The 23,562-nt window shown below is 54.2% G+C and carries 20 protein-coding genes; 13 read left to right on the top strand and 7 right to left on the bottom strand.

The features are described from left to right. Positions 1-26 precede the first annotated feature (26 nt). The gene (locus CHU32_RS05015) at positions 27-665 is read left to right on the top strand and encodes a hypothetical protein (RefSeq protein ID WP_133159225.1); all 639 of its coding nucleotides are present in this window, start codon (positions 27-29) and stop codon (positions 663-665) included. A gap of 132 nt (positions 666-797) precedes the next feature. Here CHU32_RS05015 and chaA read toward each other — a convergent pair whose 3' ends face one another. After that, entirely contained in the window at positions 798-1,892 is a 1,095-nt protein-coding gene (gene chaA, locus CHU32_RS05010) for a sodium-potassium/proton antiporter ChaA (protein ID WP_103750791.1), read from the bottom strand. 263 nt (positions 1,893-2,155) lie between these two features. Between chaA and chaB the strand changes: the two genes are divergently transcribed. Both chaB and CHU32_RS05000 read left to right on the top strand, forming a co-directional pair. Further along, positions 2,156-2,386, top strand: coding sequence for a putative cation transport regulator ChaB (chaB, locus tag CHU32_RS05005; RefSeq protein WP_103674682.1), 231 nt, complete (start codon positions 2,156-2,158; stop codon positions 2,384-2,386). Positions 2,387-2,546: 160 nt separating this feature from the next. After that, complete coding sequence (locus CHU32_RS05000; protein ID WP_103674681.1) at positions 2,547-3,227, top strand: gamma-glutamylcyclotransferase; 681 nt, start codon at positions 2,547-2,549, stop codon at positions 3,225-3,227. Between the two features lie 33 nt (positions 3,228-3,260). Here CHU32_RS05000 and CHU32_RS04995 read toward each other — a convergent pair whose 3' ends face one another. The 4 genes from CHU32_RS04995 to CHU32_RS04980 all read right to left on the bottom strand — a co-directional run bounded on the left by CHU32_RS04995 (position 3,261) and on the right by CHU32_RS04980 (position 6,575). Further along, positions 3,261-3,506 carry a DUF1883 domain-containing protein gene (locus tag CHU32_RS04995; RefSeq protein ID WP_103674680.1) on the bottom strand — a complete coding sequence of 82 codons (246 nt, stop codon included), beginning with the start codon at positions 3,504-3,506 and terminating at the stop codon, positions 3,261-3,263. Positions 3,507-3,718: 212 nt separating this feature from the next. Beyond that, positions 3,719-5,503 carry a methyl-accepting chemotaxis protein gene (locus CHU32_RS04990; RefSeq protein ID WP_103674679.1) on the bottom strand — a complete coding sequence of 595 codons (1,785 nt, stop codon included), beginning with the start codon at positions 5,501-5,503 and terminating at the stop codon, positions 3,719-3,721. A gap of 107 nt (positions 5,504-5,610) precedes the next feature. Beyond that, positions 5,611-5,964, bottom strand: coding sequence for a DsrE/DsrF/TusD sulfur relay family protein (locus CHU32_RS04985; protein WP_103674678.1), 354 nt, complete (start codon positions 5,962-5,964; stop codon positions 5,611-5,613). A 95-nt stretch (positions 5,965-6,059) separates the two neighbouring features. Then, a complete protein-coding gene (locus tag CHU32_RS04980; RefSeq protein ID WP_245880184.1) occupies positions 6,060-6,575 on the bottom strand; it encodes a YbhB/YbcL family Raf kinase inhibitor-like protein in 516 nt (171 codons plus the stop codon). 189 nt (positions 6,576-6,764) lie between these two features. Between CHU32_RS04980 and CHU32_RS04975 the strand changes: the two genes are divergently transcribed. After that, positions 6,765-8,150 (top strand): YchO/YchP family invasin, encoded by a 1,386-nt coding sequence (locus tag CHU32_RS04975; protein WP_103674762.1) that lies wholly within the window; start codon positions 6,765-6,767, stop codon positions 8,148-8,150. 5 nt (positions 8,151-8,155) lie between these two features. Here the strand turns inward: CHU32_RS04975 and narL are convergent, their stop codons facing one another. Continuing rightward, positions 8,156-8,806: a two-component system response regulator NarL gene (gene narL, locus CHU32_RS04970; RefSeq protein ID WP_103674676.1), complete on the bottom strand. Its 651-nt coding sequence runs from the start codon at positions 8,804-8,806 to the stop codon at positions 8,156-8,158. Further along, entirely contained in the window at positions 8,799-10,595 is a 1,797-nt protein-coding gene (gene narX / locus CHU32_RS04965; protein ID WP_103674675.1) for a nitrate/nitrite two-component system sensor histidine kinase NarX, read from the bottom strand. Before narX ends, narL begins: the two co-directional genes overlap by 8 nt. Positions 10,596-10,904: 309 nt before the next feature. Here narX and CHU32_RS04960 point away from each other — a divergent pair, with 309 nt between their 5' ends. From CHU32_RS04960 to CHU32_RS04920, 9 genes are all read left to right on the top strand, one after another. Continuing rightward, entirely contained in the window at positions 10,905-12,302 is a 1,398-nt protein-coding gene (locus CHU32_RS04960) for a NarK family nitrate/nitrite MFS transporter (RefSeq protein WP_103674674.1), read from the top strand. A gap of 381 nt (positions 12,303-12,683) precedes the next feature. Further along, positions 12,684-16,427: a nitrate reductase subunit alpha gene (locus CHU32_RS04955; protein WP_103674673.1), complete on the top strand. Its 3,744-nt coding sequence runs from the start codon at positions 12,684-12,686 to the stop codon at positions 16,425-16,427. Next, positions 16,424-17,959, top strand: coding sequence for a nitrate reductase subunit beta (gene narH / locus CHU32_RS04950; protein ID WP_103674672.1), 1,536 nt, complete (start codon positions 16,424-16,426; stop codon positions 17,957-17,959). Before CHU32_RS04955 ends, narH begins: the two co-directional genes overlap by 4 nt. Then, positions 17,956-18,666 (top strand): nitrate reductase molybdenum cofactor assembly chaperone, encoded by a 711-nt coding sequence (narJ, locus tag CHU32_RS04945; protein WP_103674671.1) that lies wholly within the window; start codon positions 17,956-17,958, stop codon positions 18,664-18,666. Before narH ends, narJ begins: the two co-directional genes overlap by 4 nt. Next, positions 18,666-19,343, top strand: coding sequence for a respiratory nitrate reductase subunit gamma (gene narI / locus CHU32_RS04940; protein ID WP_103674670.1), 678 nt, complete (start codon positions 18,666-18,668; stop codon positions 19,341-19,343). The genes narJ and narI overlap by 1 nt, the downstream gene beginning before the upstream one ends. A gap of 106 nt (positions 19,344-19,449) precedes the next feature. Next, complete coding sequence (locus CHU32_RS04935; protein ID WP_103674669.1) at positions 19,450-20,457, top strand: 3-oxoacyl-[acyl-carrier-protein] synthase III C-terminal domain-containing protein; 1,008 nt, start codon at positions 19,450-19,452, stop codon at positions 20,455-20,457. Next, the gene (locus tag CHU32_RS04930; protein WP_103674668.1) at positions 20,454-21,470 is read left to right on the top strand and encodes an NAD-dependent epimerase/dehydratase family protein; all 1,017 of its coding nucleotides are present in this window, start codon (positions 20,454-20,456) and stop codon (positions 21,468-21,470) included. Before CHU32_RS04935 ends, CHU32_RS04930 begins: the two co-directional genes overlap by 4 nt. After that, complete coding sequence (locus CHU32_RS04925; protein ID WP_103674667.1) at positions 21,448-22,254, top strand: MBL fold metallo-hydrolase; 807 nt, start codon at positions 21,448-21,450, stop codon at positions 22,252-22,254. Before CHU32_RS04930 ends, CHU32_RS04925 begins: the two co-directional genes overlap by 23 nt. Next, complete coding sequence (locus CHU32_RS04920; protein ID WP_103674666.1) at positions 22,251-23,546, top strand: F390 synthetase-related protein; 1,296 nt, start codon at positions 22,251-22,253, stop codon at positions 23,544-23,546. Before CHU32_RS04925 ends, CHU32_RS04920 begins: the two co-directional genes overlap by 4 nt. Positions 23,547-23,562 lie beyond the last annotated feature (16 nt).

Below are 23,562 nucleotides of genomic sequence, written 5' to 3'. Positions count from 1 at the left end.
TTCGGGTTTAATCAGGGAACGAAAACATGAGCAGATGGTTAAATTTAATCTGGTTACTATTGCCTCTTAGCGCCACATTGGCAGGTACGCCTTGTGATGGTGTGAGTCGGGATTTGGGGCTGACGCCCGAGCAAATTATTACGCTAAAGGCGAATATTGGCTTACAGGTCGACTCTGACCATGTTGATATTGAAGATGTTTATCAAGAACAGGGATGGTCGATTATCTTTATTGATTCTCATAATGCCGATAAATCTTATCTTGTTTTTTCCGATGATGTTCTGACTTCTCGCTATATTACTCGATGGAGTGGCGCGGCGACGATTTTTGAAAGAGCGAAACTGACGGCACAGTTTAAAAAAGAAGCACCGGGGATACCGGAGCATTCAGCTCACTGTATAGCCTGGCATATTGCTGAACAGGGTAAACTTCCCGGGGTTTATTCCAGCATGAAATTTCATTCGTCAGATACAGGTGATGTTCTGGGTGATGAAATCATGATTGGTTTTACGGATGACGGCAATTACTGGGCTGTATTTCAGCATGCGGAAGGTGGGTTAATGCAACCGGTTATCGTCCCGGTTAAAAGAGATCGTTCAAACGGAATTTCACCTTTCGTTTACCTGGCGACATGGCGACATGGGGTGAATTTCACGGCATGGTAACGTTGGATGATGAACTGATTGGCGTCTTTGATAATGGCTATTCGGTAAAACTGCCGCGAAAAGCGAGTTTCTGGCAATAAATTCCAGAAAGATTTTACCGGGCAGGGCGTAGCCGCTACCCGGTATCCAGTGTCAGGCAAAGATCGTCATCAAATAAGCGATAAACAACGCCAGGTGCGCTGCACCGTTCAGTACGTTGGTGCGTCCGGTCGAAAACGAGATCTGGCACAGCACCAGCGAGGCGAGCATAACGATCATTTCCGGCCTGCCCAGCGCAAACATCAATTCGTTACCCGTCAGGTAGGCAATCATCGTTACTACCGGTACGGTTAAGGAGATGGTTGCCAGTACCGAGCCAAAAAACAGGTTCATTGCGCGCTGGACCTGGTTATTGAGCACCGCTTTTAGCGCACCCAGACCTTCCGGCGAGAGAATTAACAGCGCAACCAGGAAACCAGTAAAGGCGACAGGCGCATTTAACTCTGTCAGTAACGCTTCCAGCGGCGAGGCGTTCATCTTGGTGACGGCAATGACTGCAATCAGATGGACGATCAACCAAAGGGTATGCCACACGCTGCTGTGGGCGGAAGGCTTACCATGGTGCGGATCGTCACCGTCATCTTCATGCTCATAGACAAACAAACTCTGATGCGTTTTGGTCTGGATCAGCAGAAATACACCATACATCGCCGCAGAAATTACCGCGACCAGCAGCGCCTGCGCGGTGCTGAAATTGCCGCCGGGGAGCGCCATTGGAAATACCAGCACAATAATCGCCAGCGGGAATAGTGCGATCAGATACTGCTTAATGCCGAACAGGTTGACATATTGGGTGGCAAATTTACGTCCGCCAAGCAGAAGGGCAAAGCCAACTAACCCGCCCGTAACAATCATAATGATCGAATAAAGCGTATCGCGCATTAATGTCGGTGCCGCATCACCTGTGGCCATTAATGCAGAAATAAGGCTGACTTCAAGAATAACGACTGAAAGGCTTAAAATAAGAGAACCAAAGGGTTCACCCAGACGGTGGGCCAGAACATCTGCATGGCGAACAACGCTGAATGCGCTGGCCAGGATACCGACTAATGCCAGCGCATTAATACCGATAACCACTGGCAGTGACTGACTGTTTCCCCAAAACAGCAGCACTGCCAGGGCAAGCACCGGGAAAATCAGCGAGGTCTCCTTATGGCGGGTTTTAACCGCCTCTGAGGTATGAGGCATGAAACATCTCCATGGTTGCAGGTATTGTAATTATAGATATCCAAAGACCATAACGTAGCAGAATAGAAGGGTTTTCAGATGCATTTTTACTTTTATTTACCTCATGCACTAAAAACCATCCAGGTATGATAATCTCCACTTTTATGAAATATTATTCTTAAATTACAACAGGATAATAAAAAGCGATTATCACTTTGGTTAATGACTGGCATGTCAGCCCATTCTGAACCAGACTTAATGTTTATGGTTAAAAGGGGAAGGTTATGCCGTACAAAAACAAAAGCGATCTGCCTGACAACGTGACCAATGTATTACCTGCGCACGCACAGGACATTTATAAGGAAGCGTTTAATAGCGCGTGGGAACAATATAAAGACAAAGAAGACCGGCGGGGCGATGCCAGCCGGGAAGAAACTGCACACCGGGTTGCCTGGGCGGCGGTGAAAAATGATTATGAAAAAGGCGACGATGATAAGTGGCATAAGAAAAAATAGCCGCTGGCCTCCACCACGCTTTTTTCCTGCGCAGCGGCGCTTGTGCGGTTGCATCCGGTCTGTATTTTGCATATCGTGGGTACAGGCTGAGTAATAAAGCATCAGCGCAGGGATGAACGACAGTCGCAGGACGCCGTAGTCGTGGTGGAGGTAGATAAACGTGTTAACCCGTGATTTCTTACTGAATGCAGATTGCAAAACGGCATTTGGTGCGATTGAGGAATCGCTGTTGTGGAGCGCCGAACAGAGGGCGACCTCGCTGGCGGCAACGCTGGCCTGCCGGCCGGATGGCGGCCCGGTATGGATTTTTGGCTATGGTTCGCTGATGTGGAACCCGGTGCTGGAATATACCGAGTCAGCCACAGCCACCCTGCCGGATTGGCACCGCGCCTTTTGTTTACGCCTTACCGCCGGGCGCGGCACTGCCTGTCAGCCGGGCCGCATGCTTGCCCTGAAAGAGGGCGGGCGCACTACCGGAGTGGCCTACCGCCTGCGCGATGATGTGCTGGAAGATGAATTAACCTTGTTGTGGAAGCGTGAGATGATCACCGGTTGCTACCTGCCAACCTGGTGTCAGCTTGATCTGGATGACGGTCGCACGGTCAACGCGCTGGTATTCATCATGGACCCACGCCATCCCCTTTACGAATCGGATACCCGTGCCCAGACGATTGCACCATTGATCGCTGCGGCCAGCGGTCCGCTCGGGACAAACGCACAATATCTTTTCTCGCTTGAAGAAGAACTGATCAAACTGGGTATGCACGATGATTGTCTGAATGAGCTGGTGGGGAAAGTACGTACGCTGCTGCGTGGGACGCGGCTGTCGGGAATGGCCTGAAGAGATGCCCGGCAGAGTTACCGGGCATTAAAATCAGGCGGCTACGTAGCTGATAGAGTGTTCCAGCGACTGGCTGTGGCTGTCAATCAGCACGTTCCAGGTCCCGCTATAAGGTACCGTCATATACGCATTCTCACGATCCTGTACGCTAAGAATATCAGACTGCGGACCCTGAGCTTGTTGCTGAGCGCTCATTAAATGGATATGGCAGCGCTCAGAACAACGAACGACCACCGTATCGCCACCAAATAACCTTAAACTTGCTTTCACCAGTGCCATTTTTTACCCCATAGAAAGAATCAACGCATTCCCTGCCGGAAAATCCTGTCTGTGATGTTGTTCACAATTCACTCTCTGCATAACACCAAATGGGGAGGTGACGAATGCTGATTTCGATCAAATAAAACTATAAAGGTTAAACAAAAATGACAATATTCCTGAAATGTTTCGGCTGACGCGCTAATCAGGGGCATACGCGCGTCAGCGTAATATTAAATCCGGAAATGGCCGGCGGTTTCAGCAAGGTCACCCGCCTGGCCCTGTAGCGCGCCGGCAGCGGCGGCAGATTCCACCACCAGCTCCGCGTTCTGCTGAACCATGCGATCCAAATCGTTAACCGCATGATTTATTTCACGAATACCACGCATTTGCTCGCTGCTGGCGACGCTAATTTCACGCATTATGCCCGATACACTGCCAATACTGGCGACAATTTCCTGCATACTTTCACCAGCAAGGCGCACATAGCGCGAGCCGGTAGCTACGCTTTCGGTGGTAGCATCAATCAGGGATTTAATTTCTTTTGCGGCCTGTGCACTGCGGCTGGCCAGATTGCGTACTTCGCCTGCGACCACGGCAAAGCCTCGTCCCTGTTCACCTGCTCGCGCGGCCTCAACCGAGGCATTCAACGCCAGGATATTGGTCTGGAAAGCAATCCCGTCAATCACGCTGGTAATGTCACCAATTTTAGTCGATGCACTCTCGATAGTGAGCATGGTCTCAATAGCATGAGAAACGACCTCGCCGCCACGTGATGCGGCCTGGCTGGCTTTTTGCGCTTGCTCATTGGCATCTACAGCAGACTCGGTAGATTGGGTGACAGAAGCGGTGATTTGCTCGACGGCGCTGGCGGTTTCACGCAGGCTGGAAGAGGCCCGCTCGGTACGCGTGGACAGATCCTGATTGCCCGCTGCAATCTCACGGGCGGCGGTTTGTACCGAGGTACTGGCGTCACGAATCTGCACCATCACCACGGCCAGTTTGTCGCTGAAGGCGTTAAATGCGTGGGCAATTTGCGCTATTTCATCGCGGCCGGTTTCCGGCAGGCGCTGTGACAAATCGTTGGTACCATTGCTGATGGCAAGCATGGCATCGCGAATGGTCAGCAGCCGTTTTAGCAGGGCAGCGACAATGGTATGTACGACGGCACCGCCAAGCAATACCAGCACGATGAGCGATAACGCGGAGGCTTTTAACAGCGACACCATCCCGGCGGTGGCATCTTTACGATCCAGCGCGATAACCAACAGCCATTGCGTACCTTTGACCGGCGTTGCTGACAAGATTTTATCTGCACCTGCAAGCTGACCGTCAATCGTGTGTCCTGCCGACAGGGCAGTAAAATCCGCCCCGTTCACCGCCTCGCCAAAAGGTTTCATTGTCAGCGCGGGATCGCTTGCTGCAATGATGGTGCCGTCGTGGTCGAGTAAAAGTCCACTGCTGGCCGGGGTTGGGTGAATTTCATGCACGTTAGCGACGACGTTATCCATGGAAACGTCCCCGGCGACGACGGCCTTCAGTTCACCGTTTTCTGTCACCGGCACGGCAAATGTCACCACCAGCTTACCGGTGCCGGCATCAATATAAGGTGCGGTGACAACTGGTGCCTGGCTCTTTGCCGCCTGCTGATACCACGGACGAATAGTGGGATCATAGTCAGTGGGAATGCCGTTGGCATCAGAGAAGGTGGCCTTATGACTGGCATAGCCGATGTAAACGTTAATAAACCCGCCCGCGCTGGCAATTTGCGACAGCATCGGCAGCGGGTCGGCAGAGAGCGCCGCCGATTGCAACGACGCGATCATGCTCAGTTTACCTCTCGCCCAGTCGGCTATCGCCATACCGTGGCTGTCCTTCGCGCTGGTCAATATCTCCTGTTGAGAACGCTGATTATTCTGGCGCGTGACCTGATAATTGATCACGGTATTGAGAAGCAGAGCAATGGCTAAACAGGCGGCCGTTGCGGCAATAATACGAGTGCGAATTGACCTGAACATAATAAGTGTACCTGCGGTGTTGTTTGACAACATATCGGCAACACCGCGGGTAAACTTGATGCTATGATTTAAGCCATAAGAAAAAAATATGAAGTGGCGCTACAGTTTTAAAACGTTAATACTTTTTCGGCTGCCAGCGTCCACTGCGCAAGCTCTATAAGCGTGCCCACTTCAACACCGTCAACCAATGGCAGGGCGGTTATACCGCGGCCATCAGTGCATGTTTTACACAGCTTAACCGGAACATTTTGTGCCGTCAGAATTTCCAGCATTTGCTGGATATTATAACCCTCTGCTGGTTTTTGTCCGCGAAGTCCCGCCGTTACCGCATCTGACATCAGGAACAAACGTAAATCCAGATCCGACTGCTGCTCGCGCAAGGCAATGGCCAGGCGTAGGCTATTAAACAGGGATTCGCTGCCATAGGCTGCGCCGTTGGCAATAATCACGATACGTTGCATCACTATTCCTTTTACATAGTCAGGGATTCAAAGCCCTATGCTACCGCGATGAGGTGAGGCTTCCAACGCCTGTGCACTAAATTAACGATGCGACTCTACTGTCCGAAACGACCGATTAACCCCGCAGCAGCCAGTGTTTTTCCCTTCAGCTTTTCAAAAAGCTGCTCCCGGGTCAGTCCCGCCGGGAGGTCAGGGGCCTGAGTGGTGGCAATAAGGGTAAACGTGTAGTGATGTGCACCACTGCCGGGCGGCGGACAAGGCCCGTGCCAGCGATCGTTGCCGGGCGTATTTTTACCGCCGGTAAAACCTTTACCGTCGCGTAGCGCATCGGCAGCGAATCCGGTTGCTGAGGCCGGGATGTTATAGGCCACCAGATGTGTCACGCCCAATCCTTTTGCACCTTCGGGATCGTGAACGATAAGCGCCAGGCTTTTCGTTTCCTGCGGTAAGTTGCTCCAGACTAGCGGTGGGGAGTTATTCTCACCAGTACAGTTGGGATTGTTACTGGCGTTACCGGCAAATTTCTTATCCATCATCCCGTTGTCGGCAAAGGCGGGAGATTGCAGCATAAAAAGTGGCTCGGCCATTGCGCCGCCGGCGTATATCAGCATTGCGCCGCACAATAAAGGTTTAAGGGTTGTTAGCATGGTGATGCTCTCCAGAGGGTCACGCATTAACTGTAGTTAAACCGCAGCGGCAGGGTTAGGGATTTTCCTGAAATTTCGTCCAGGGATGAAAACTAACGGCAAAAAGGCTAAGGTAACGTTATGCCATTGCCTGCCTTTATCTCTGCGAGGTTGATGTCCAGAGACTACCTCTTATTACCTCCCGTCACCTTACTCTTGCTGCTGGCAGGAGGCGTCGCCTGTGCTCAAAACGCCTTCGTTCAGCAGGCGCAAAATCCGCTGGATAATAATCAGGACGGATTACCGGATCTGGGGCTGGCAGAGCCGACGCGGGAAGGTGAAAAAAGCCTCGCGGAGATGGCAAAAGCCTTTGGTGAAGCCAGCATGACGGATAACGGACTGGATGCGGGCGAGCAGGCGAGGATTTTTGCCCTCGGTCAGGCCCGTGATGCGTTAAGTTCGCAGGTCAATGATCAGTTGCAGAGCTGGCTGGCCCCGGGTACCAACGCCAGCGTTGAACTGCGCGTCAATGATGAGGGTGATTTCACCGGCAGCCATGGCAGCTGGTTCTTTCCTCTTCAGGATCGCGAGCACCGTCTGAGCTGGAGCCAGTTCGGCGTTACCCGGCAGGAAGACGGGCTGGTGAGCAATGCCGGGATTGGGCAGCGCTGGACCGCCGGGCACTGGCTGGTGGGCTATAACACCTTTTATGATAATCTGCTGGATGAACATCTCTCCCGGGCGGGCCTTGGGGCCGAAGCGTGGGGAGAGAATTTGCGCCTGTCAGCGAATTATTATGAACCGCTACAAAGCTGGCACGACACCTCAATGACCCTCCAGCAGCGGATGGCGCGCGGTTACGATGTCACCGCGGCAGCACGTCTGCCTTTTTATCAACATCTCAATACCAGCCTCAGTCTGGAGCAGTATTTTGGTGACAGTGTGGATTTGTTCAGCAACGGTTCAGGAGAGCACAATCCGCTGGCCGTAAATCTGGGACTCGATTATACCCCAGTGCCGCTGGTTACGTTGAATGCCCGGCATAAGCAAGGTGAGGGCGGCACCAGCCAGAACGATGTCGGACTGAAGCTCAATTACCGTTTCGGCGTGCCGTTAAAGAAACAGCTCCAGGCCAGCGAAGTGGCGGCCAGCCGATCGCTGCGCGGAAGTCGTTATGATGAGGTGCAACGCAGTAATCTGCCAGTAATCGAATCGCGCCAGCGCAAGACACTGGGGGTATATCTGGCGACGCCGCCCTGGGATCTTAAGCCCGGCGAAACGGTGGCACTTAAAATCCAGATCCGCAGCCACTATGGCATCAAAACCCTGGAGTGGCAGGGGGATACGCAGCCGCTCAGCCTGACACCGCCGGCGCAGGGCAATTCAGCCGAGGGGTGGACGATTATTATGCCGGCATGGGACGCCACACAAGGGGCAGAAAACCGCTGGCGACTGGCTGTCACGGTGGAGGATAACCGGGGACAGCGCGTCTCATCCAATGAGATCGTGCTGGCGCTGACCGAACCACTGGTGGCCCTCAAAAATGAGGGTATGCAGTAGCGGACTTAAAAAATGCGTTCCTGATGAACCCAGACGGCGGCTTCGACGCGGGATTTAAGCTTCATTTTCTTCAGCATGTGTTTAACGTGGACTTTTACCGTGCTCTCGGTAATGTCCAGACGGCGAGCGATCATTTTATTCGGCAGGCCCTGCGCTATCAGTTTGAGGATATCCCGCTCGCGCGGCGTCAACTGGCTGACATCCCGGTCGGACGTCGCGCGATTCGCCCGCAGGCTGGCCGCCAGCACCGGGGTTAATGCCTCGCTCAATACCATTTCTCCCGCAGCGGCTTGCTGAAGGGCTTTCAATAAATCTTCCGGCTCCATGTCCTTCAATAAATAACCATCCGCGCCACGTTTGAGGGCAGTAATCACATCTTCTTCGTGATTAGAGACGCTGAACACCACAATGCGCCCGGACAGGGTTTTCTCTCGCAGTTTATCCAGCGTTTCGAGGCCATTCATACCGGGCATGTTCAAATCGAGCAGGATCAGGTCCGGGTCCAGCGACTCCGCCAGTTCAATGCCCTGTTCGCCATTGCTGGCTTCGCCAACGACCTGAATATCCTGCGCCATGCTAATAAGTTGTTTGACGCCGGTGCGCAACATCGGGTGATCGTCAATCAGCAGGATCGTTGCCCGTTCCTGATTACTCATGGGTATCTCCTTGTTGTAATGAAAGTGATTTTTCGGGGATAAAATTGACAATAACTTCAGTGCCGCCCGACTCGCGACGGCGGACCTGACAATCGCCGCGCAGGCTTTGCGCCCGGTCACGCATGATGATCAGGCCATAATGATTAGTCCGCTCGGCACTATCCGGCACGCCGCAACCGTTATCCGTGACGACCAGTTTTACCTGATTATCTTTCTGGGTCACACTGACGTTTACGTCGCTTGCACCGGCATGTTTAAGGCAGTTACTCAGCGCCTCACGGGCTATTTGCAACAAATGAATGGCCTGATGAGAAGGTACAAGGCGTGGCGGAAGCTGGTAATCCAGCCGTACCGGAAAACCAAAATGGGCGCTGTATTCCAGACAGCTTGCTTCCAGCGCCGGGCGCAGTCCCGGTTCGCTGAGTTGCAGGCGGAAGGTGGTCAGCAGTTCACGAAGCTGCGCCCAGGAGGTATTCAGCTCATGACGAATTTGGCCCAGCAATTGACGGCTACTTTCCGGCAGACTGTCGCCCTGCATTTGCAGACAACTGATCTGCATTTTCATGCAGGAGAGGGACTGGGCAATGGAGTCGTGCAACTCGCGGGCAATGGTGGCACGCTCTTCCATCACAATCAGCTGCTGCTGGCGCTCCTGATGGCGATCCAGTGCCAGGGTGGCAGTAATTTGTTCGACCAGGGTATCCACCAGTTGTTGTTGGTCGTGACTCAGATGACAGCCAGCGGGAAGCGTGGCCAGCAGTATGCCGTACTGGTTGTGCGCGTCCGTAAGCCGCCACTTCAGCGTGGTCCCACCCCCAGGCACCAGCGGAATATCACGCGGGCAAAGATGGCAACCCATATCATCGCAGCGGATGCTGGAGTTGCAGGTAAATTCCTGATGGTTCTCTTCGTCTTCTATGTCGTAGACCCGCACTTCGATTCCGCGCAACAGGGTCAGACCCTGCAAGCCGTTCAGCACCGGAGAGAGACGTTCGCACAGCGAGGCCTGGGAATGCAGGCGGCGGTTAGCCTGCCATAAAAAGGACAAAATTTGATTTTTCTGTTCAAGACCGGCGGTTTTCTCCCGCACCCGCTGTTCCAGTACCGCATAACTTTCAGCCAGCTCTCCTGACATGTTATTCAACGACGTGCCGAGGGTTGCCATTTCATTACGCCCGCTGATATTCACCCGCTGAGTAAAGTCACGCTGGCTGACGGCCCGCGCCATTTGCAGTAACTGTTGCCACGGCCGGAGTAACCGCGCACGCAGCCAGATAATCGTAAATACCAGCAGCAGTGCCATGAAAATGGCCATCGCCCGCTGAAGCCAGACCACGCGCTGAATACGCGTTTCGGTGGTGCGATCGAATGACGATACCAGATCGTCAATGCGGGCGACGAATTTAACAATATCACCTTTCACCGCCGCGGGATCGCGGGCGCGCTGGATGTCCGGAGCCAGTTCCGTTTGCCAGTATTGCTGCAATGCGGTTAACTGATCGACCTGGCCGTCACGGCGGGCAGCCTGCGCCAGCTCTTCACTGAAGGCGGTTTTCTGCATGTGATCCAGAAGATACCGATCTTCCTCATGCAGGGGGATGGCAGAAAGCAGACGGTAGCTCTGCATCCGCAGTGAGCCTGCTTTATTAATCGCATGCGCACTTCCCTGGACCCCCTGGATCAGCCAGCCTGATACCGCCATGTTGGCAATGCCAATGGCGGTAGAAAGCAGAACAATCAACGCAAGCTGATTAACCAGCGTTAGTGGGGTGAACAGGCGTTTAAACATGGCGGTATGGCTCCTGACCGGGAATATTGTCCGGCGTGCGGCTATTCTGAGACATCACCTGGAGTATACCCATACCCCAAAAGGATTACCCCTTTATTGCCAGTAGGTATCAGGTCTGAGAGGCGACGTTGTCAAATGTCATCAGCCATGTGAAAAACCACATCTTTTTTGCCGGTTTAACCTACCTATTTAGAAGGATAATGATTTTCGGTCAAAGATAACCCTGACTTTTCCTTTGATTTATATCAACTTACCGTCGGTGATAAACCCTATGGTGACTGCGGTGAATATCAATAATCAGAGGTGTCTATGAGTCACTCAAGCGTCCCGTCACGGGATACGGGCCCGGTCATTAGTGACTGGCGTCCGGAAGATCCGCAGTTCTGGCAGCAACGTGGTCACCGCGTGGCAAGCCGTAATCTGTGGATTTCCGTTCCCTGTCTGCTGCTGGCGTTTTGTGTCTGGATGTTGTTTAGCGCTGTTGCGGTAAATCTTAACAAAGTAGGATTTCATTTCGAAACCGATCAGCTGTTTATGCTGACCGCTCTACCGTCGGTTTCCGGCGCGTTACTTCGCGTTCCGTACTCTTTCATGGTCCCTGTTTTTGGCGGTCGCCGCTGGACAGCCTTTAGCACCGGGATTTTAGTGATTCCCTGTGTCTGGCTGGGATTTGCCGTGCAGGATACCTCCACGCCGTTTAGTACCTTTATTATTATCGCGTTATTGTGCGGTTTTGCCGGGGCAAACTTTGCGTCCAGCATGGCGAACATTAGCTTCTTTTTTCCTAAGGAAAAACAGGGCGGGGCATTAGGTATTAATGGCGGGTTTGGTAATCTGGGGGTGAGCGTAATGCAGTTGGTCGCCCCGCTGGCCATATCACTTTCCCTGTTTGCGGTGTTTGGCGGCACGGGTGTAGAGCAGCCTGATGGTACGCGTATTTATCTGCAAAATGCGGCCTGGATTTGGGTGCCGTTCCTGATTGTGTTTACTCTTGCGGCCTGGTTTGGCATGAATGAGCTGTCAACCTCGAAAGCCTCTTTGAAAGCGCAACTACCGGTGTTAAAACGCGCACATTTATGGATTCTTGGTTTTCTGTATTTGGCCACGTTTGGTTCGTTTATCGGCTTTTCCGCCGGATTTGCCATGTTGGCAAAAACGCAGTTTCCGGACGTTAACATTCTGCACTTTGCCTTTTTCGGCCCGCTGGTGGGAGCACTGGCGCGCTCGGTGGGCGGGGCGATGTCTGACCGCCTGGGTGGGATTCGGGTGACGCTGGTTAACTTTATCTTTATGGCATTATTCAGTGGCTTGTTATTCCTTACGCTGCCATCTGCGGGTAGCGAGGGCAATTTTATCGCTTTCTTTGGCGTGTTCTTGCTGCTGTTTTTAACCGCCGGGCTGGGAAGTGGTTCCAGTTTCCAGATGATCGCGTTTCTTTTCCGTAAGATGACGATGGCGCGGGTAAAAGCGGCGGGCGGCACAGAAGAACAGGCGATGCGTGAAGCCGCTACCGATACGGCAGCCGCGCTGGGCTTTATTTCCGCCATTGGTGCTATCGGCGGCTTCTTTATTCCAAAAGCGTTTGGCACGTCGCTGGCGTTAACCGGCTCGCCCGCCGGAGCCATGAAAGTGTTCCTCGTGTTCTATATTGCCTGCGTTGGGATCACGTGGGTGGTGTACGGACGTAAAAAATATAATAACAAGTAATGTTTGATTATCCTGCGCGGTGTATACCGCGCTTTTTTTTTACACCTGTTAGTTACAACATACTTTTATGCGAAATAATAGTGTACAACGCAGGCGACTGACCAAATTCATTCTTTCAGATCTCTCTACCCCCTAATACCCGGGGAGCAGCAGTAATACCATTTTACTCCGCGATTTAGGAATAAAGTTCAATAAAAACAATGTATTGAAAAATAACTTTTTATGCCACTTTGGTGGTATTTACTGATTTCCGCTCACGCCATAACCACCCGCGCCTTGATCGCCGTCAATTATCCCAATGTTTCAAAAGGTTAATTTCGCGGCATATGCAGCAATGTCGATTTATCAGAGAGCCGTCAGGCTCCATACAGGAGAGACCAGATGAGTAAATTCCTGGACAGGTTTCGCTACTTCAAACAGAAAGGTGAGACTTTTGCCGATGGGCATGGACAGCTTGTTGAGACCAACCGCGACTGGGAGGAAGGCTATCGTCAGCGCTGGCAGCATGACAAAGTGGTGCGTTCTACCCACGGCGTGAACTGCACTGGCTCCTGTAGCTGGAAGATCTATGTTAAAAGCGGCCTGGTGACGTGGGAGACGCAGCAAACCGACTACCCGCGTACCCGTCCGGATATGCCGAATCATGAACCGCGTGGTTGCCCGCGCGGGGCCAGCTATTCCTGGTATCTCTACAGCGCTAACCGCCTGAAATATCCGCTGATGCGCAAACGCCTGATGAAGATGTGGCGCGAAGCGAAAGTTCAGCACAGCGATCCGGTTGATGCCTGGGCTTCAATCATCGAAGACAGCGCGAAAGCCAAAAGCTTTAAGCAGGCGCGCGGTCGCGGCGGTTTTGTGCGCTCTTCCTGGCAGGAAGTCAACGAACTGATTGCCGCATCCAACGTTTATACCGTGAAAACCTACGGCCCGGACCGCGTGGCGGGTTTCTCACCGATCCCGGCGATGTCGATGGTGTCTTATGCTTCTGGCGCGCGTTACCTGTCGCTTATCGGCGGCACCTGCCTGAGCTTCTACGACTGGTATTGCGACCTGCCGCCCGCCTCGCCGATGACCTGGGGCGAGCAAACCGACGTGCCGGAATCTGCCGACTGGTATAATTCCAGCTATATCATTGCCTGGGGATCAAACGTTCCGCAAACGCGTACCCCGGACGCTCACTTCTTTACTGAAGTTCGCTATAAAGGCACCAAAACCGTGGCCGTCACGCCGGACTACGCCGAAATCGCCAAACTGTGCGACCTGTGGCTGGCACCAAAGCAGGGCACCGATGCGGCCATGGCGATGGCGATGGGCCACGTGATGCTGCGTGAGTTCCATCTTGATAATCCGAGCCAGTATTTTACCGACTACGTGCGCCGCTATACCGATATGCCGATGCTGGTAATGCTGGAAGCGCGCGACGGCTACTATGCCGCTGGCCGTATGCTGCGCGCCGCCGATCTGGTGGATGCGCTGGGTCAGGAAAATAACCCGCAGTGGAAAACGGTTGCCGTCAACAGCAATGGCGAGATGATCGCGCCGAACGGTTCCATTGGCTTCCGCTGGGGCGAGAAGGGCAAATGGAATCTTGAGCAACGCGACGGCACCTCTGGTGAGGAGGCTGAACTGAACCTCAGCCTGCTGGGCAGCCATGACGAGGTGGCAGAAGTCGGCTTCCCGTACTTTGGTGGCGAAGGCACTGAACACGTTAATAAAGTCGAACTGCAAAATATCCTGCTGCACAAACTGCCGGTGAAACGCCTGCACCTGGCTGATGGCAGCAGCGCGCTGGTCACCACAGTTTATGATTTGACCCTCGCGAACTATGGTCTGGAACGTGGTCTTGGCGATGAAAACTGTGCCAGCAGCTACGACGACGTTAAAGCGTATACCCCGGCCTGGGCGGAGAAAATCACCGGCGTTCCGCGCGCCCACATCACCCGTACCGCGCGTGAATTTGCTGATAACGCGGACAAAACCCACGGTCGTTCAATGATCATCGTCGGTGCCGGGATGAACCACTGGTACCACATGGATATGAACTACCGCGGCCTGATCAACATGCTGATTTTCTGCGGCTGTGTCGGTCAGAGCGGCGGCGGCTGGGCGCACTATGTCGGCCAGGAAAAACTGCGTCCGCAAACCGGCTGGCAGCCGCTGGCATTTGCTCTCGACTGGCAGCGTCCACCGCGCCATATGAACAGCACCTCTTACTTCTATAACCACTCAAGCCAGTGGCGTTATGAGTCGCTGACGGCGAAAGAGTTGCTTTCTCCGCTGGCCGATGCGTCGCGCTATACCGGCCATTTGATTGACTTCAACGTCCGCGCCGAGCGGATGGGCTGGTTGCCATCAGCGCCGCAACTGGGCACTAACCCGCTGCGCATCGCCGCGCAGGCGGAAAAAGCTGGCATGTCGCCGGTGGATTACACCGTCAAATCGCTGAAAGAAGGTTCGATTCGTTTTGCCGCTGAACAACCGGAAAACGGCAAAAATCATCCGCGCAACCTGTTTATCTGGCGCTCCAACCTGCTCGGGTCTTCCGGTAAAGGGCATGAGTACATGCTTAAGTATTTACTGGGGACGGAAAACGGTATCCAGGGCAAAGACCTGGGCAAGCAGGGCGGCGTAAAACCGGAAGAGGTCGAATGGCATGATAATGGCCTCGACGGCAAACTGGACCTGGTGGTGACGCTGGACTTCCGCCTGTCGAGCACCTGCTTGTATTCCGACATCGTGCTGCCGACCGCGACCTGGTATGAAAAAGACGACATGAATACCTCGGACATGCATCCGTTTATTCATCCGCTCTCTGCGGCTGTCGACCCGGCCTGGGAGTCAAAAAGCGACTGGGAGATCTATAAAGGCATCGCGAAGAAATTCTCGGAAGTTTGCGTCGGTCATTTGGGTAAAGAAACCGATATCGTGACGTTACCGATTCAGCATGACTCGAGCGCCGAACTGGCGCAGCCGCTGGACGTGAAAGACTGGAAAAAAGGCGAATGTGACCTGATTCCGGGGGTAACGGCTCCGCATATTATGACCGTCGAGCGCGATTACCCGGCAACTTACGAACGCTTTACCTCCATCGGTCCGCTGATGGACAAAATCGGTAACGGCGGTAAAGGCATTGCCTGGAACACCCAGAGCGAAATGGATCTGCTGCGCAAACTCAATTACACCAAAGCGGACGGCCCGGCGAAAGGCCAGCCGATGCTGAATACGGCGATTGATGCAGCAGAGATGATCCTCACCCTGGCCCCGGAAACCAACGGCAACGTGGCGGTAAAAGCCTGGGCCGCGCTCAGTGAATTCACCGGGCGTGACCATACGCACCTCGCCACCAATAAAGAAGAGGAAAAAATCCGCTTCCGCGATATTCAGGCGCAGCCGCGTAAGATTATTTCCAGCCCGACCTGGTCCGGTCTTGAAGATGAGCACGTTTCTTACAATGCCGGGTATACCAACGTTCATGAGCTGATCCCGTGGCGTACGCTGTCCGGTCGTCAGCAGCTGTATCAGGATCACCAGTGGATGCGTGATTTCGGTGAAAGCCTGCTGGTGTACCGTCCGCCCATTGACACTCGCTCGGTAAAAGCAGTGATGGGCGAGAAGTCCAACGGCAACCCGGAAAAAGCGCTGAACTTCCTGACGCCGCACCAGAAGTGGGGTATCCACTCCACCTACAGCGACAACCTGTTGATGCTGACCCTGTCGCGCGGCGGTCCGATTGTCTGGATGAGCGAAGTCGACGCCAAAGAACTGGGCATCGAAGATAACGACTGGATCGAAGTGTTCAACAGTAATGGTGCGCTAACCGCTCGTGCGGTGGTGAGCCAGCGCGTCCCGTCCGGGATGACCATGATGTACCACGCGCAGGAACGTATTGTGAACCTGCCGGGGTCGGAAATTACCGGTCAGCGTGGTGGCATCCATAACTCGGTCACCCGTATCAGCCCGAAACCGACCCACATGATTGGCGGCTACGCGCAGCTGGCTTACGGCTTTAACTACTACGGCACCGTAGGCTCTAACCGCGATGAGTTCGTGGTGGTACGTAAGATGAAAAATATTAACTGGCTGGATGGTGAAGGCAATGACCAGGTACAGGAGAGCGTAAAATGAAAATTCGTTCACAAGTCGGCATGGTGCTGAATCTTGATAAATGCATCGGCTGTCATACCTGTTCTGTGACCTGTAAAAATGTCTGGACCAGCCGGGAAGGGATGGAGTACGCGTGGTTTAACAACGTGGAAAGCAAACCCGGCATCGGTTATCCGAACCAGTGGGAAAATCAGGATAAGTGGAAAGGCGGCTGGATACGTAAAATTAACGGTAAATTGCAGCCGCGCATGGGCAACCGCGCGCTACTACTGGGTAAAATCTTTGCTAACCCGCATCTGCCTGGCATCGACGATTACTATGAGCCGTTCGATTACGATTATCAGCACCTGCACAATGCGCCGGAAAGCAAGCATCAGCCGATTGCACGTCCGCGCTCGCTGATTACCGGCCAGCGAATGGACAAAATCACCACCGGTCCGAACTGGGAAGAAATTCTCGGCGGTGAGTTTGAGAAACGCGCGAAAGATCAGAACTTCGCTAACATGCAGAAAGCCATGTACGGCCAGTTCGAAAACACGTTCATGATGTACCTGCCGCGTCTGTGCGAGCACTGCCTCAACCCGGCATGCGTCGCCACCTGTCCAAGCGGTGCTATCTACAAACGTGAAGAAGACGGCATCGTACTGATCGACCAGGACAAGTGCCGTGGCTGGCGGATGTGCATCACCGGCTGCCCGTACAAAAAAATCTACTTCAACTGGAAGAGCGGTAAATCCGAGAAGTGCATTTTCTGTTACCCGCGTATTGAAGCCGGGCAGCCGACCGTGTGTTCCGAAACCTGCGTAGGCCGTATTCGCTACCTCGGCGTGCTGCTGTATGACGCCGATGCGATTGAGCAGGCCGCCAGCACCGAGAATGAGAAAGATCTTTACGAGCGTCAGCTCAGTATCTTCCTCAATCCGAACGATCCGGCAGTGATTGAACAGGCGCTGAAAGATGGCGTACCGCAAAGCGTGATTGACGCCGCGCAGCAGTCGCCAGTGTATAAAATGGCGATGGACTGGAAGCTGGCCCTGCCGCTGCATCCTGAATACCGCACGCTGCCGATGGTCTGGTACGTGCCGCCATTGTCGCCGATTCAGTCCGCCGCCGACGCGGGTGAACTGGGCAGCAACGGCATACTGCCGGACGTGGATAGCCTGCGTATCCCGGTTGAATACCTGGCGAACATGCTGACCGCGGGCGACACCAAACCGGTGCTGCTGGCGCTGAAACGGATGCTGGCGATGCGCCACTATAAACGTGCAGAAACCGTTGACGGCAAGCTGGATACCCGCGCGCTGGAAGAGGTGGGCTTAAGCGAAGCCCAGGCGCAGGAAATGTACCGCTATCTGGCGATTGCCAACTATGAAGATCGCTTCGTGATCCCGAGCAGCCATCGTGAACTGGCGCGTGACGCCTTCCCCGAGAAGAGCGGTTGCGGCTTTACCTTCGGCGACGGTTGCCACGGGTCCGACAGCAAATTCAACCTGTTTAACAGCCGTCGCATTGATGCCATCGATGTGACCACCAGAACGGAGCCGCACCAATGATTGAACTCGTCATTGTTTCGCGCCTGCTCGAATACCCGGATGCTGCCCTGTGGCAGCATCAGCAGGAATTGTTTGATGCGCTGGCATCGTCAGAAAATCTGCGTAAAGAGGATGCGCAAAAACTGGGCATTTTCCTGCGCGATTTAACCGCGCAGGATCTGCTCGATGCGCAATCCGCCTACAGCGAATTGTTCGATCGCGGTCGTGCGACGTCGCTGCTGCTCTTTGAACACGTTCACGGCGAATCCCGCGATCGCGGTCAGGCTATGGTGGATCTGCTGGCGCAATACGAGCGTCAGGGTCTGCACCTCGACAGCCGCGAACTGCCGGATCATCTGCCGCTGTATCTCGAATATCTGGCGCAGCTCCCGGTGAGTGAAGCGCTCGGCGGTTTGCAGGATATAGCTCCCATCCTGGCGTTACTCAGCGCGCGTCTGCAACAGCGGGAAAGTCGCTACGCGGCCTTGTTCGATCTGCTGCTGCAGCTTGCCAATACGGCCATTGATAACGTCAAAGTCGCGGAAAAGATCGCCGATGAAGCCCGCGATGACACGCCGCAGGCGCTGGACGCCGTCTGGGAAGAGGAACAGGTGAAGTTCTTTGCCGAACAGGGCTGTGGCGAGTCGGAAATCTCCGCGCACCAGCGTCGTTTTGCCGGTGCCGTGGCCCCGCAATATTTGAATCTCTCCACTGGAGGACAGCACTAATGCAATTTTTGAATATGTTCTTCTTCGATATCTATCCTTATGTTGCGGGTACGGTATTTCTGGTGGGCAGCTGGCTGCGCTATGACTACGGTCAGTACAGCTGGCGCGCGGGTTCAAGTCAGATGCTGGATCGCAAGGGTATGAACATGGCGTCAAACCTGTTCCACTTTGGCATTCTCGGGATTTTCGCCGGTCACCTGCTGGGTATGCTGACCCCGCACTGGATGTACGAAGGCTTTTTACCCATCGACGTGAAGCAGAAAATGGCGATGATCGCGGGCGGTGCCTGCGGCGTGATGACCCTGGTCGGCGGCTTGTTATTACTGAAGCGTCGTCTGTTCAGCCCGCGTATTCGGGCAACCACTACCGGCGCGGATATTCTGATCCTGACCTTGCTGATGGTGCAATGCGCGCTTGGCCTGCTGACCATTCCGTTCTCCGCGCAGCATATGGATGGTAGTGAAATGATGAAGCTGGTGGGCTGGGCACAGTCAGTGGTCACGTTCCACGGCGGTGCATCTTCTCATCTTGATGGCGTGGCATTTATTTTCCGCGTCCATCTGGTGCTGGGCATGACGTTATTTGTACTGTTCCCGTTCTCACGGCTGGTGCATGTCTGGAGCGCGCCAGTGGAATATTTAACGCGGAAATATCAGATTGTTCGTGCTCGTCGTTAATTAACACCCTAACACTATAAAACCCGGGGACCATTTTTCCTGGGTTTTTTTTGCTTTTGATTTCTATATCATGATGCGAATCGTGGAATTAAGAAGTGAAAGCATAATGGAATATTTAACCGATCCCGGCGCTCCCCTTGCGTTAAAAATCATTGCGACGGGTATCGCGGTTCCGCCAGCGCGGATTACCTCATCAATGCTGGATACCCGACTCGGCAAGCCAGCCGGCTATGTACAAAAACGCTCGGGTATTGTCTGGCGCTATCATGCTACAGACGACGCCAGCCAGGCAGAACTGGCCGCTCAGGCGCTACACAACGCGCTGAATGCTGGTTCGTTGTCTCCGTCTTCGGTTAATCTGCTAATTTGCGCCTCGGCGATTGCCGTACAGGCGTTGCCCTGTAGCGCGACGCATATCCTGAAAGCTGCCAGCATGCCCGCAGGTATGGCAGGTTTCGATATTAATAGCAGCTGCGTAAGCTTTATTTCCGCGATGGAAGTTGCTGCCGGATTGCTGAATACGGGAATATATCGCCGTATCGCCATTGTGTCGGCGGATATCGCCTCCCGCGGAATCGACTGGGCGCATGAAGAATCATCGCTGATTTTTGGTGATGGTGCGGCCTGCGCAATTGTGGAGCGCGGTGATGGTTCATCCGGTATTCTTGCGAGCCTGATTGAAATGTATCCGCAGGGCAGTGAACTGTGTGAAATTCGCGCTGGCGGTACGCGCCGGAATCCACGAGCGGGCATGAACGACAGTGATTTTTTGTTTCATATGCAGGGCAAACCGCTGTTCCGCTATGCTTCATCATTAATCAATGGCTACCTTGCCAGGCTACTGGAAAAAAGCGGCGTTACGCTGGCAGAGATGGCGACGGTGATCCCGCATCAGGCAAGCCATCTCTCGCTCGAACATATGCGCAAGCGGCTAAATATACCGCAATCGGTACTGATTGATATCTACCGTCATTATGGGAATCAGGTGGCGGCATCGATTCCCACCGCGCTGCACGAAGCGGTAATCAGTGGACGATGGATTAGCGGTCGACCCGCGATGATGATTGGCACGGCGGCAGGGCTGACGCTGGCGGGTATGGTATTGCTGCCGTGAAGATCCTGCTAACAGGCGCAACCAGTGGACTTGGACGCAATGCCGCAACCTATTTGCTTCAGGGCGGGCATGAGGTTATCGCCGTCGGGCGTAATCCGGTGCAGGGAGCGGAACTTCAACAGAGCGGAGCCACCTTTATCCCGTTTGATTTGACGCAGGCAGACGCGAAAGATTGTCTCAGGCTGGTCGCAGGCTGTGATGCAGTATGGCACTGCGCAGCAAAATCTTCCCCCTGGGGCAGCCGTACTGACTTTTATAATGCCAATGTACTGGTGACGCAGCGTCTGGCGCAGGCGGCGGGAAGGGCGCAGATCCCCCGGTTTATTCATATTTCCACCCCGGCGGTGTATTTTGATTTTCAGCATCATTATGACGTGCGGGAAAGTTATCTTGCGCGGCGGTTCAGTAGTCACTATGCCCGGAGTAAGTATGCAGCGGAACACGTCATTGCTGACGCGGTGAAACAGTTCGCCTCGACAACCTGGATTCTGCTGCGCCCGCGCGGTTTGTTTGGTCCACACGATAACGTGATTGTCCCCCGACTGTTGCAACAACTTCAGCGTGATAAAGGCGTGTTGCGCCTTCCGCGCGGCGGCGAGGCGCTACTGGATCTGACTTTTGTGCAGAATGTGGTTTATGCCATGGCGCTGGCGACCCGCGGGGAATCGCTGCGTTCGGGGAGCATTTATAACGTCACCAATCACCAGCCGCAGCGTCTGAATGTGATGCTGGATGCGTTGCTTGGTGAACAACTGGGGCTGCGGTATCAGATCCGGTCAGTGCCGTGGCCAGTGCTGTCGCTGGCGACGCGCAGTCTGGAAGTTCTGGGACATTGTTTTAACAGGGAGCCGCTGGTAACCCGCTACAGCGCAGGTACAGTCTGTTTCGATATGACGTTAAGTGCAGAGAAAGCCATCACTGAACTTGGCTACCGGCCCCGGTTTTCGATGGCGGAAGGCATTGCGCTGACCGGAGAATGGATGAGGGAACATGGCAAAAATTACCACCTTTGAAATCGGCTATTGTACGCATATTGGTTGCATGGCGCTGAAAGGGGCCGGACTGCGCGTATGTAAATTTCCGTCACGGGCGTATCTGCTGGAGGCCGGAAATCAACGCTGGTTGTGGGATACCGGCTATGCGTCCTGGTTTGAACAGTATACCCGCTCCGGCGTTTTCAGAATTTATCGCCAGGTAACGCCAGTGTATTTTGACTCTGAAACCTCCCTGGTCAAACAGCTGCTGGCGCAGGGGCTGGTCGCTGGCGATATCAGCGCCATTATTCTTTCGCATTTTCATGCAGATCATGTCGCCGGGTTACGCGATTTCCCTGATAGCAAGTGTATTTGTTCTGGCGAGGGTTGGGCGCAGGTCAGAGCGCTACGCGGATTGGCCGCCCTACGTCAGGCGTTTGTACCAGGACTCTTCCCGGCGGGTTTTGAGTCGAACCTGACCTTTATTGAACATTTCCCCACGCTGGGACTGCCTGCGGTGCTGGCTCCCTTTGAGCAGGGGTATGTCCTGCCGGGGAGCGAGGGGCAAATCATTTTAGTGCCGCTGCCGGGTCATGCCGCCGGACATATTGGCGCATTTATTCTTACGGATGACGGCTGGACCCTGCTGGCGGCTGACGCGGCCTGGTCGCCGGCAAATTACCGCGAGCTGCGTGGACCTTCACGGCTGGCCCACCTGGTGATGTCTGACACAGCGGCGTATTACCAGACGCTTGGTCGACTCAATCAACTCTGGCATAACGGCGTAACGGATATTCGGCTCTGTCATGAGGGCGACTTATGATCCCCGTCAGGCTTCTGTGGCACTATTTTCGTACCCGCCGGCTACATTTCACCGACCGCGCTGCGCTGGAGGCGTGGCAGGCAAAAAGATGGCGGACCTTTCAGCGCCGGGTGCTGGTGAAAAGCCCGTGGTTCCGTCGTTATCTCTCGCTGCCATTAAGCGAATGGCCGACGATGAACAAAGCGCTAATGATGGCCCACTTCGATGAAATGAATACCGTCGGGCTGCAACGTGAAACGCTGCTGACGTGTGCGTTGCGCAGTGAACAAAGCCGTGATTTTTCGCCGACAGTCGGGCCGTTCAGCGTTGGTTTATCGTCCGGTACCTCCGGACAGCGCGGTCTTTTTGTGGTGAGCCCGCAGGAACAATCGCTCTGGGCGGGGGCGATTCTGGCAAAAGTTCTGCCCGAAGGATTGCTGGCGGGAGAACGCGTCGCCTTATTTTTACGGGCAGATAATAATCTGTATCGCAGCGTGAATAATCGCTGGCTGAGTCTGGCATTTTACGATCTCCTCGCCCCGTTTCAGCCGCAACTTGCAAAGCTTGAAATGCAATCACCCACGCTCATCGTCGCACCCGCTCAGGTGCTGCGTGCGCTGGCGCTGGCCGTGCTCGACGGCACGCTGAAGGTACAGGTGAAAAAAGTCATTTCGGTGGCGGAAGTGCTGGAAGAACAGGATCGGAATCTGCTGCGCCAGGTGTTTGGCCAGGTGGGCGAGATTTATCAGGCGACGGAAGGGTTTCTGGCCTCGACCTGTGCTTTCGGTACGCTGCATTTGAACGAAGAATTTATTCACGTGGAGCCTGAGTGGCTGGATGAACATCGTTTTATTCCGGTTGTGACTGATTTTACCCGTTCTACCCAACCGATTGTCCGCTACCGCCTTGATGACGTGCTGGTGGCGAGTGATGTCCCTTGTCCTTGCGGTAGTGTGACGCGCGCCATTGCACATATTGAGGGGCGTCACGACGATCAGTTACTGTTTCCTGATGCTACGGGAAAAGGTCAGGTGGTCTTCGCTGACGCCTGTAGCCGGGTGCTGGCAATGACGCTGCCGCCCACGGCGGATTATCGGCTGGTGCAAACGGCGGCGAATGCGTTAAGACTGACGGCTAACTGCCCATTGCCGGTTCTGACATCGTGCCAGAAAGCGTTAGATGATTTGTTTGCCCGTCAGGGGATCAACGTGCGACAACTGACATGGACGCTGGAAAAACGGGACCCCGGTTCGCTGTTCGCGGCAAAACGGCGACGCATCATTCGCCAGTGGGCCCGGGCATCAGGACGCTAATTTTTTCTCAGGGAGA

Origin of the sequence: Superficieibacter electus (genome assembly GCF_002915575.1) — a bacterium.
Lineage (GTDB): Bacteria > Pseudomonadota > Gammaproteobacteria > Enterobacterales > Enterobacteriaceae > Superficieibacter > Superficieibacter electus.
Note: the sequence above shows the minus strand (reverse complement) of the source record. Positions and strands in the feature narration are given on the sequence as shown.

Bases quoted from the DNA above. Each gene is read 5' to 3' on its own strand.
- narH (WP_103674672.1), top strand. From the start codon at position 16,424: ATGAAAATTCGTTCACAAGTCGGCATGGTGCTGAATCTTGATAAATGC.
- narL (WP_103674676.1), bottom strand. From the start codon at position 8,806: ATGAGTAATCAGGAACGGGCAACGATCCTGCTGATTGACGATCACCCG.
- chaA (WP_103750791.1), bottom strand. From the start codon at position 1,892: ATGCCTCATACCTCAGAGGCGGTTAAAACCCGCCATAAGGAGACCTCG.
- CHU32_RS05015 (WP_133159225.1), top strand. From the start codon at position 27: ATGAGCAGATGGTTAAATTTAATCTGGTTACTATTGCCTCTTAGCGCC.
- CHU32_RS04990 (WP_103674679.1), bottom strand. From the start codon at position 5,503: ATGTTCAGGTCAATTCGCACTCGTATTATTGCCGCAACGGCCGCCTGT.
- CHU32_RS04920 (WP_103674666.1), top strand. From the start codon at position 22,251: ATGATCCCCGTCAGGCTTCTGTGGCACTATTTTCGTACCCGCCGGCTA.
- CHU32_RS04980 (WP_245880184.1), bottom strand. From the start codon at position 6,575: ATGCTGATATACGCCGGCGGCGCAATGGCCGAGCCACTTTTTATGCTG.
- CHU32_RS04975 (WP_103674762.1), top strand. From the start codon at position 6,765: ATGTCCAGAGACTACCTCTTATTACCTCCCGTCACCTTACTCTTGCTG.
- narI (WP_103674670.1), top strand. From the start codon at position 18,666: ATGCAATTTTTGAATATGTTCTTCTTCGATATCTATCCTTATGTTGCG.
- CHU32_RS04985 (WP_103674678.1), bottom strand. From the start codon at position 5,964: ATGCAACGTATCGTGATTATTGCCAACGGCGCAGCCTATGGCAGCGAA.
- CHU32_RS04935 (WP_103674669.1), top strand. From the start codon at position 19,450: ATGGAATATTTAACCGATCCCGGCGCTCCCCTTGCGTTAAAAATCATT.
- CHU32_RS04955 (WP_103674673.1), top strand. From the start codon at position 12,684: ATGAGTAAATTCCTGGACAGGTTTCGCTACTTCAAACAGAAAGGTGAG.
- CHU32_RS04960 (WP_103674674.1), top strand. From the start codon at position 10,905: ATGAGTCACTCAAGCGTCCCGTCACGGGATACGGGCCCGGTCATTAGT.
- narJ (WP_103674671.1), top strand. From the start codon at position 17,956: ATGATTGAACTCGTCATTGTTTCGCGCCTGCTCGAATACCCGGATGCT.
- narX (WP_103674675.1), bottom strand. From the start codon at position 10,595: ATGTTTAAACGCCTGTTCACCCCACTAACGCTGGTTAATCAGCTTGCG.
- CHU32_RS04925 (WP_103674667.1), top strand. From the start codon at position 21,448: ATGGCAAAAATTACCACCTTTGAAATCGGCTATTGTACGCATATTGGT.
- chaB (WP_103674682.1), top strand. From the start codon at position 2,156: ATGCCGTACAAAAACAAAAGCGATCTGCCTGACAACGTGACCAATGTA.
- CHU32_RS04995 (WP_103674680.1), bottom strand. From the start codon at position 3,506: ATGGCACTGGTGAAAGCAAGTTTAAGGTTATTTGGTGGCGATACGGTG.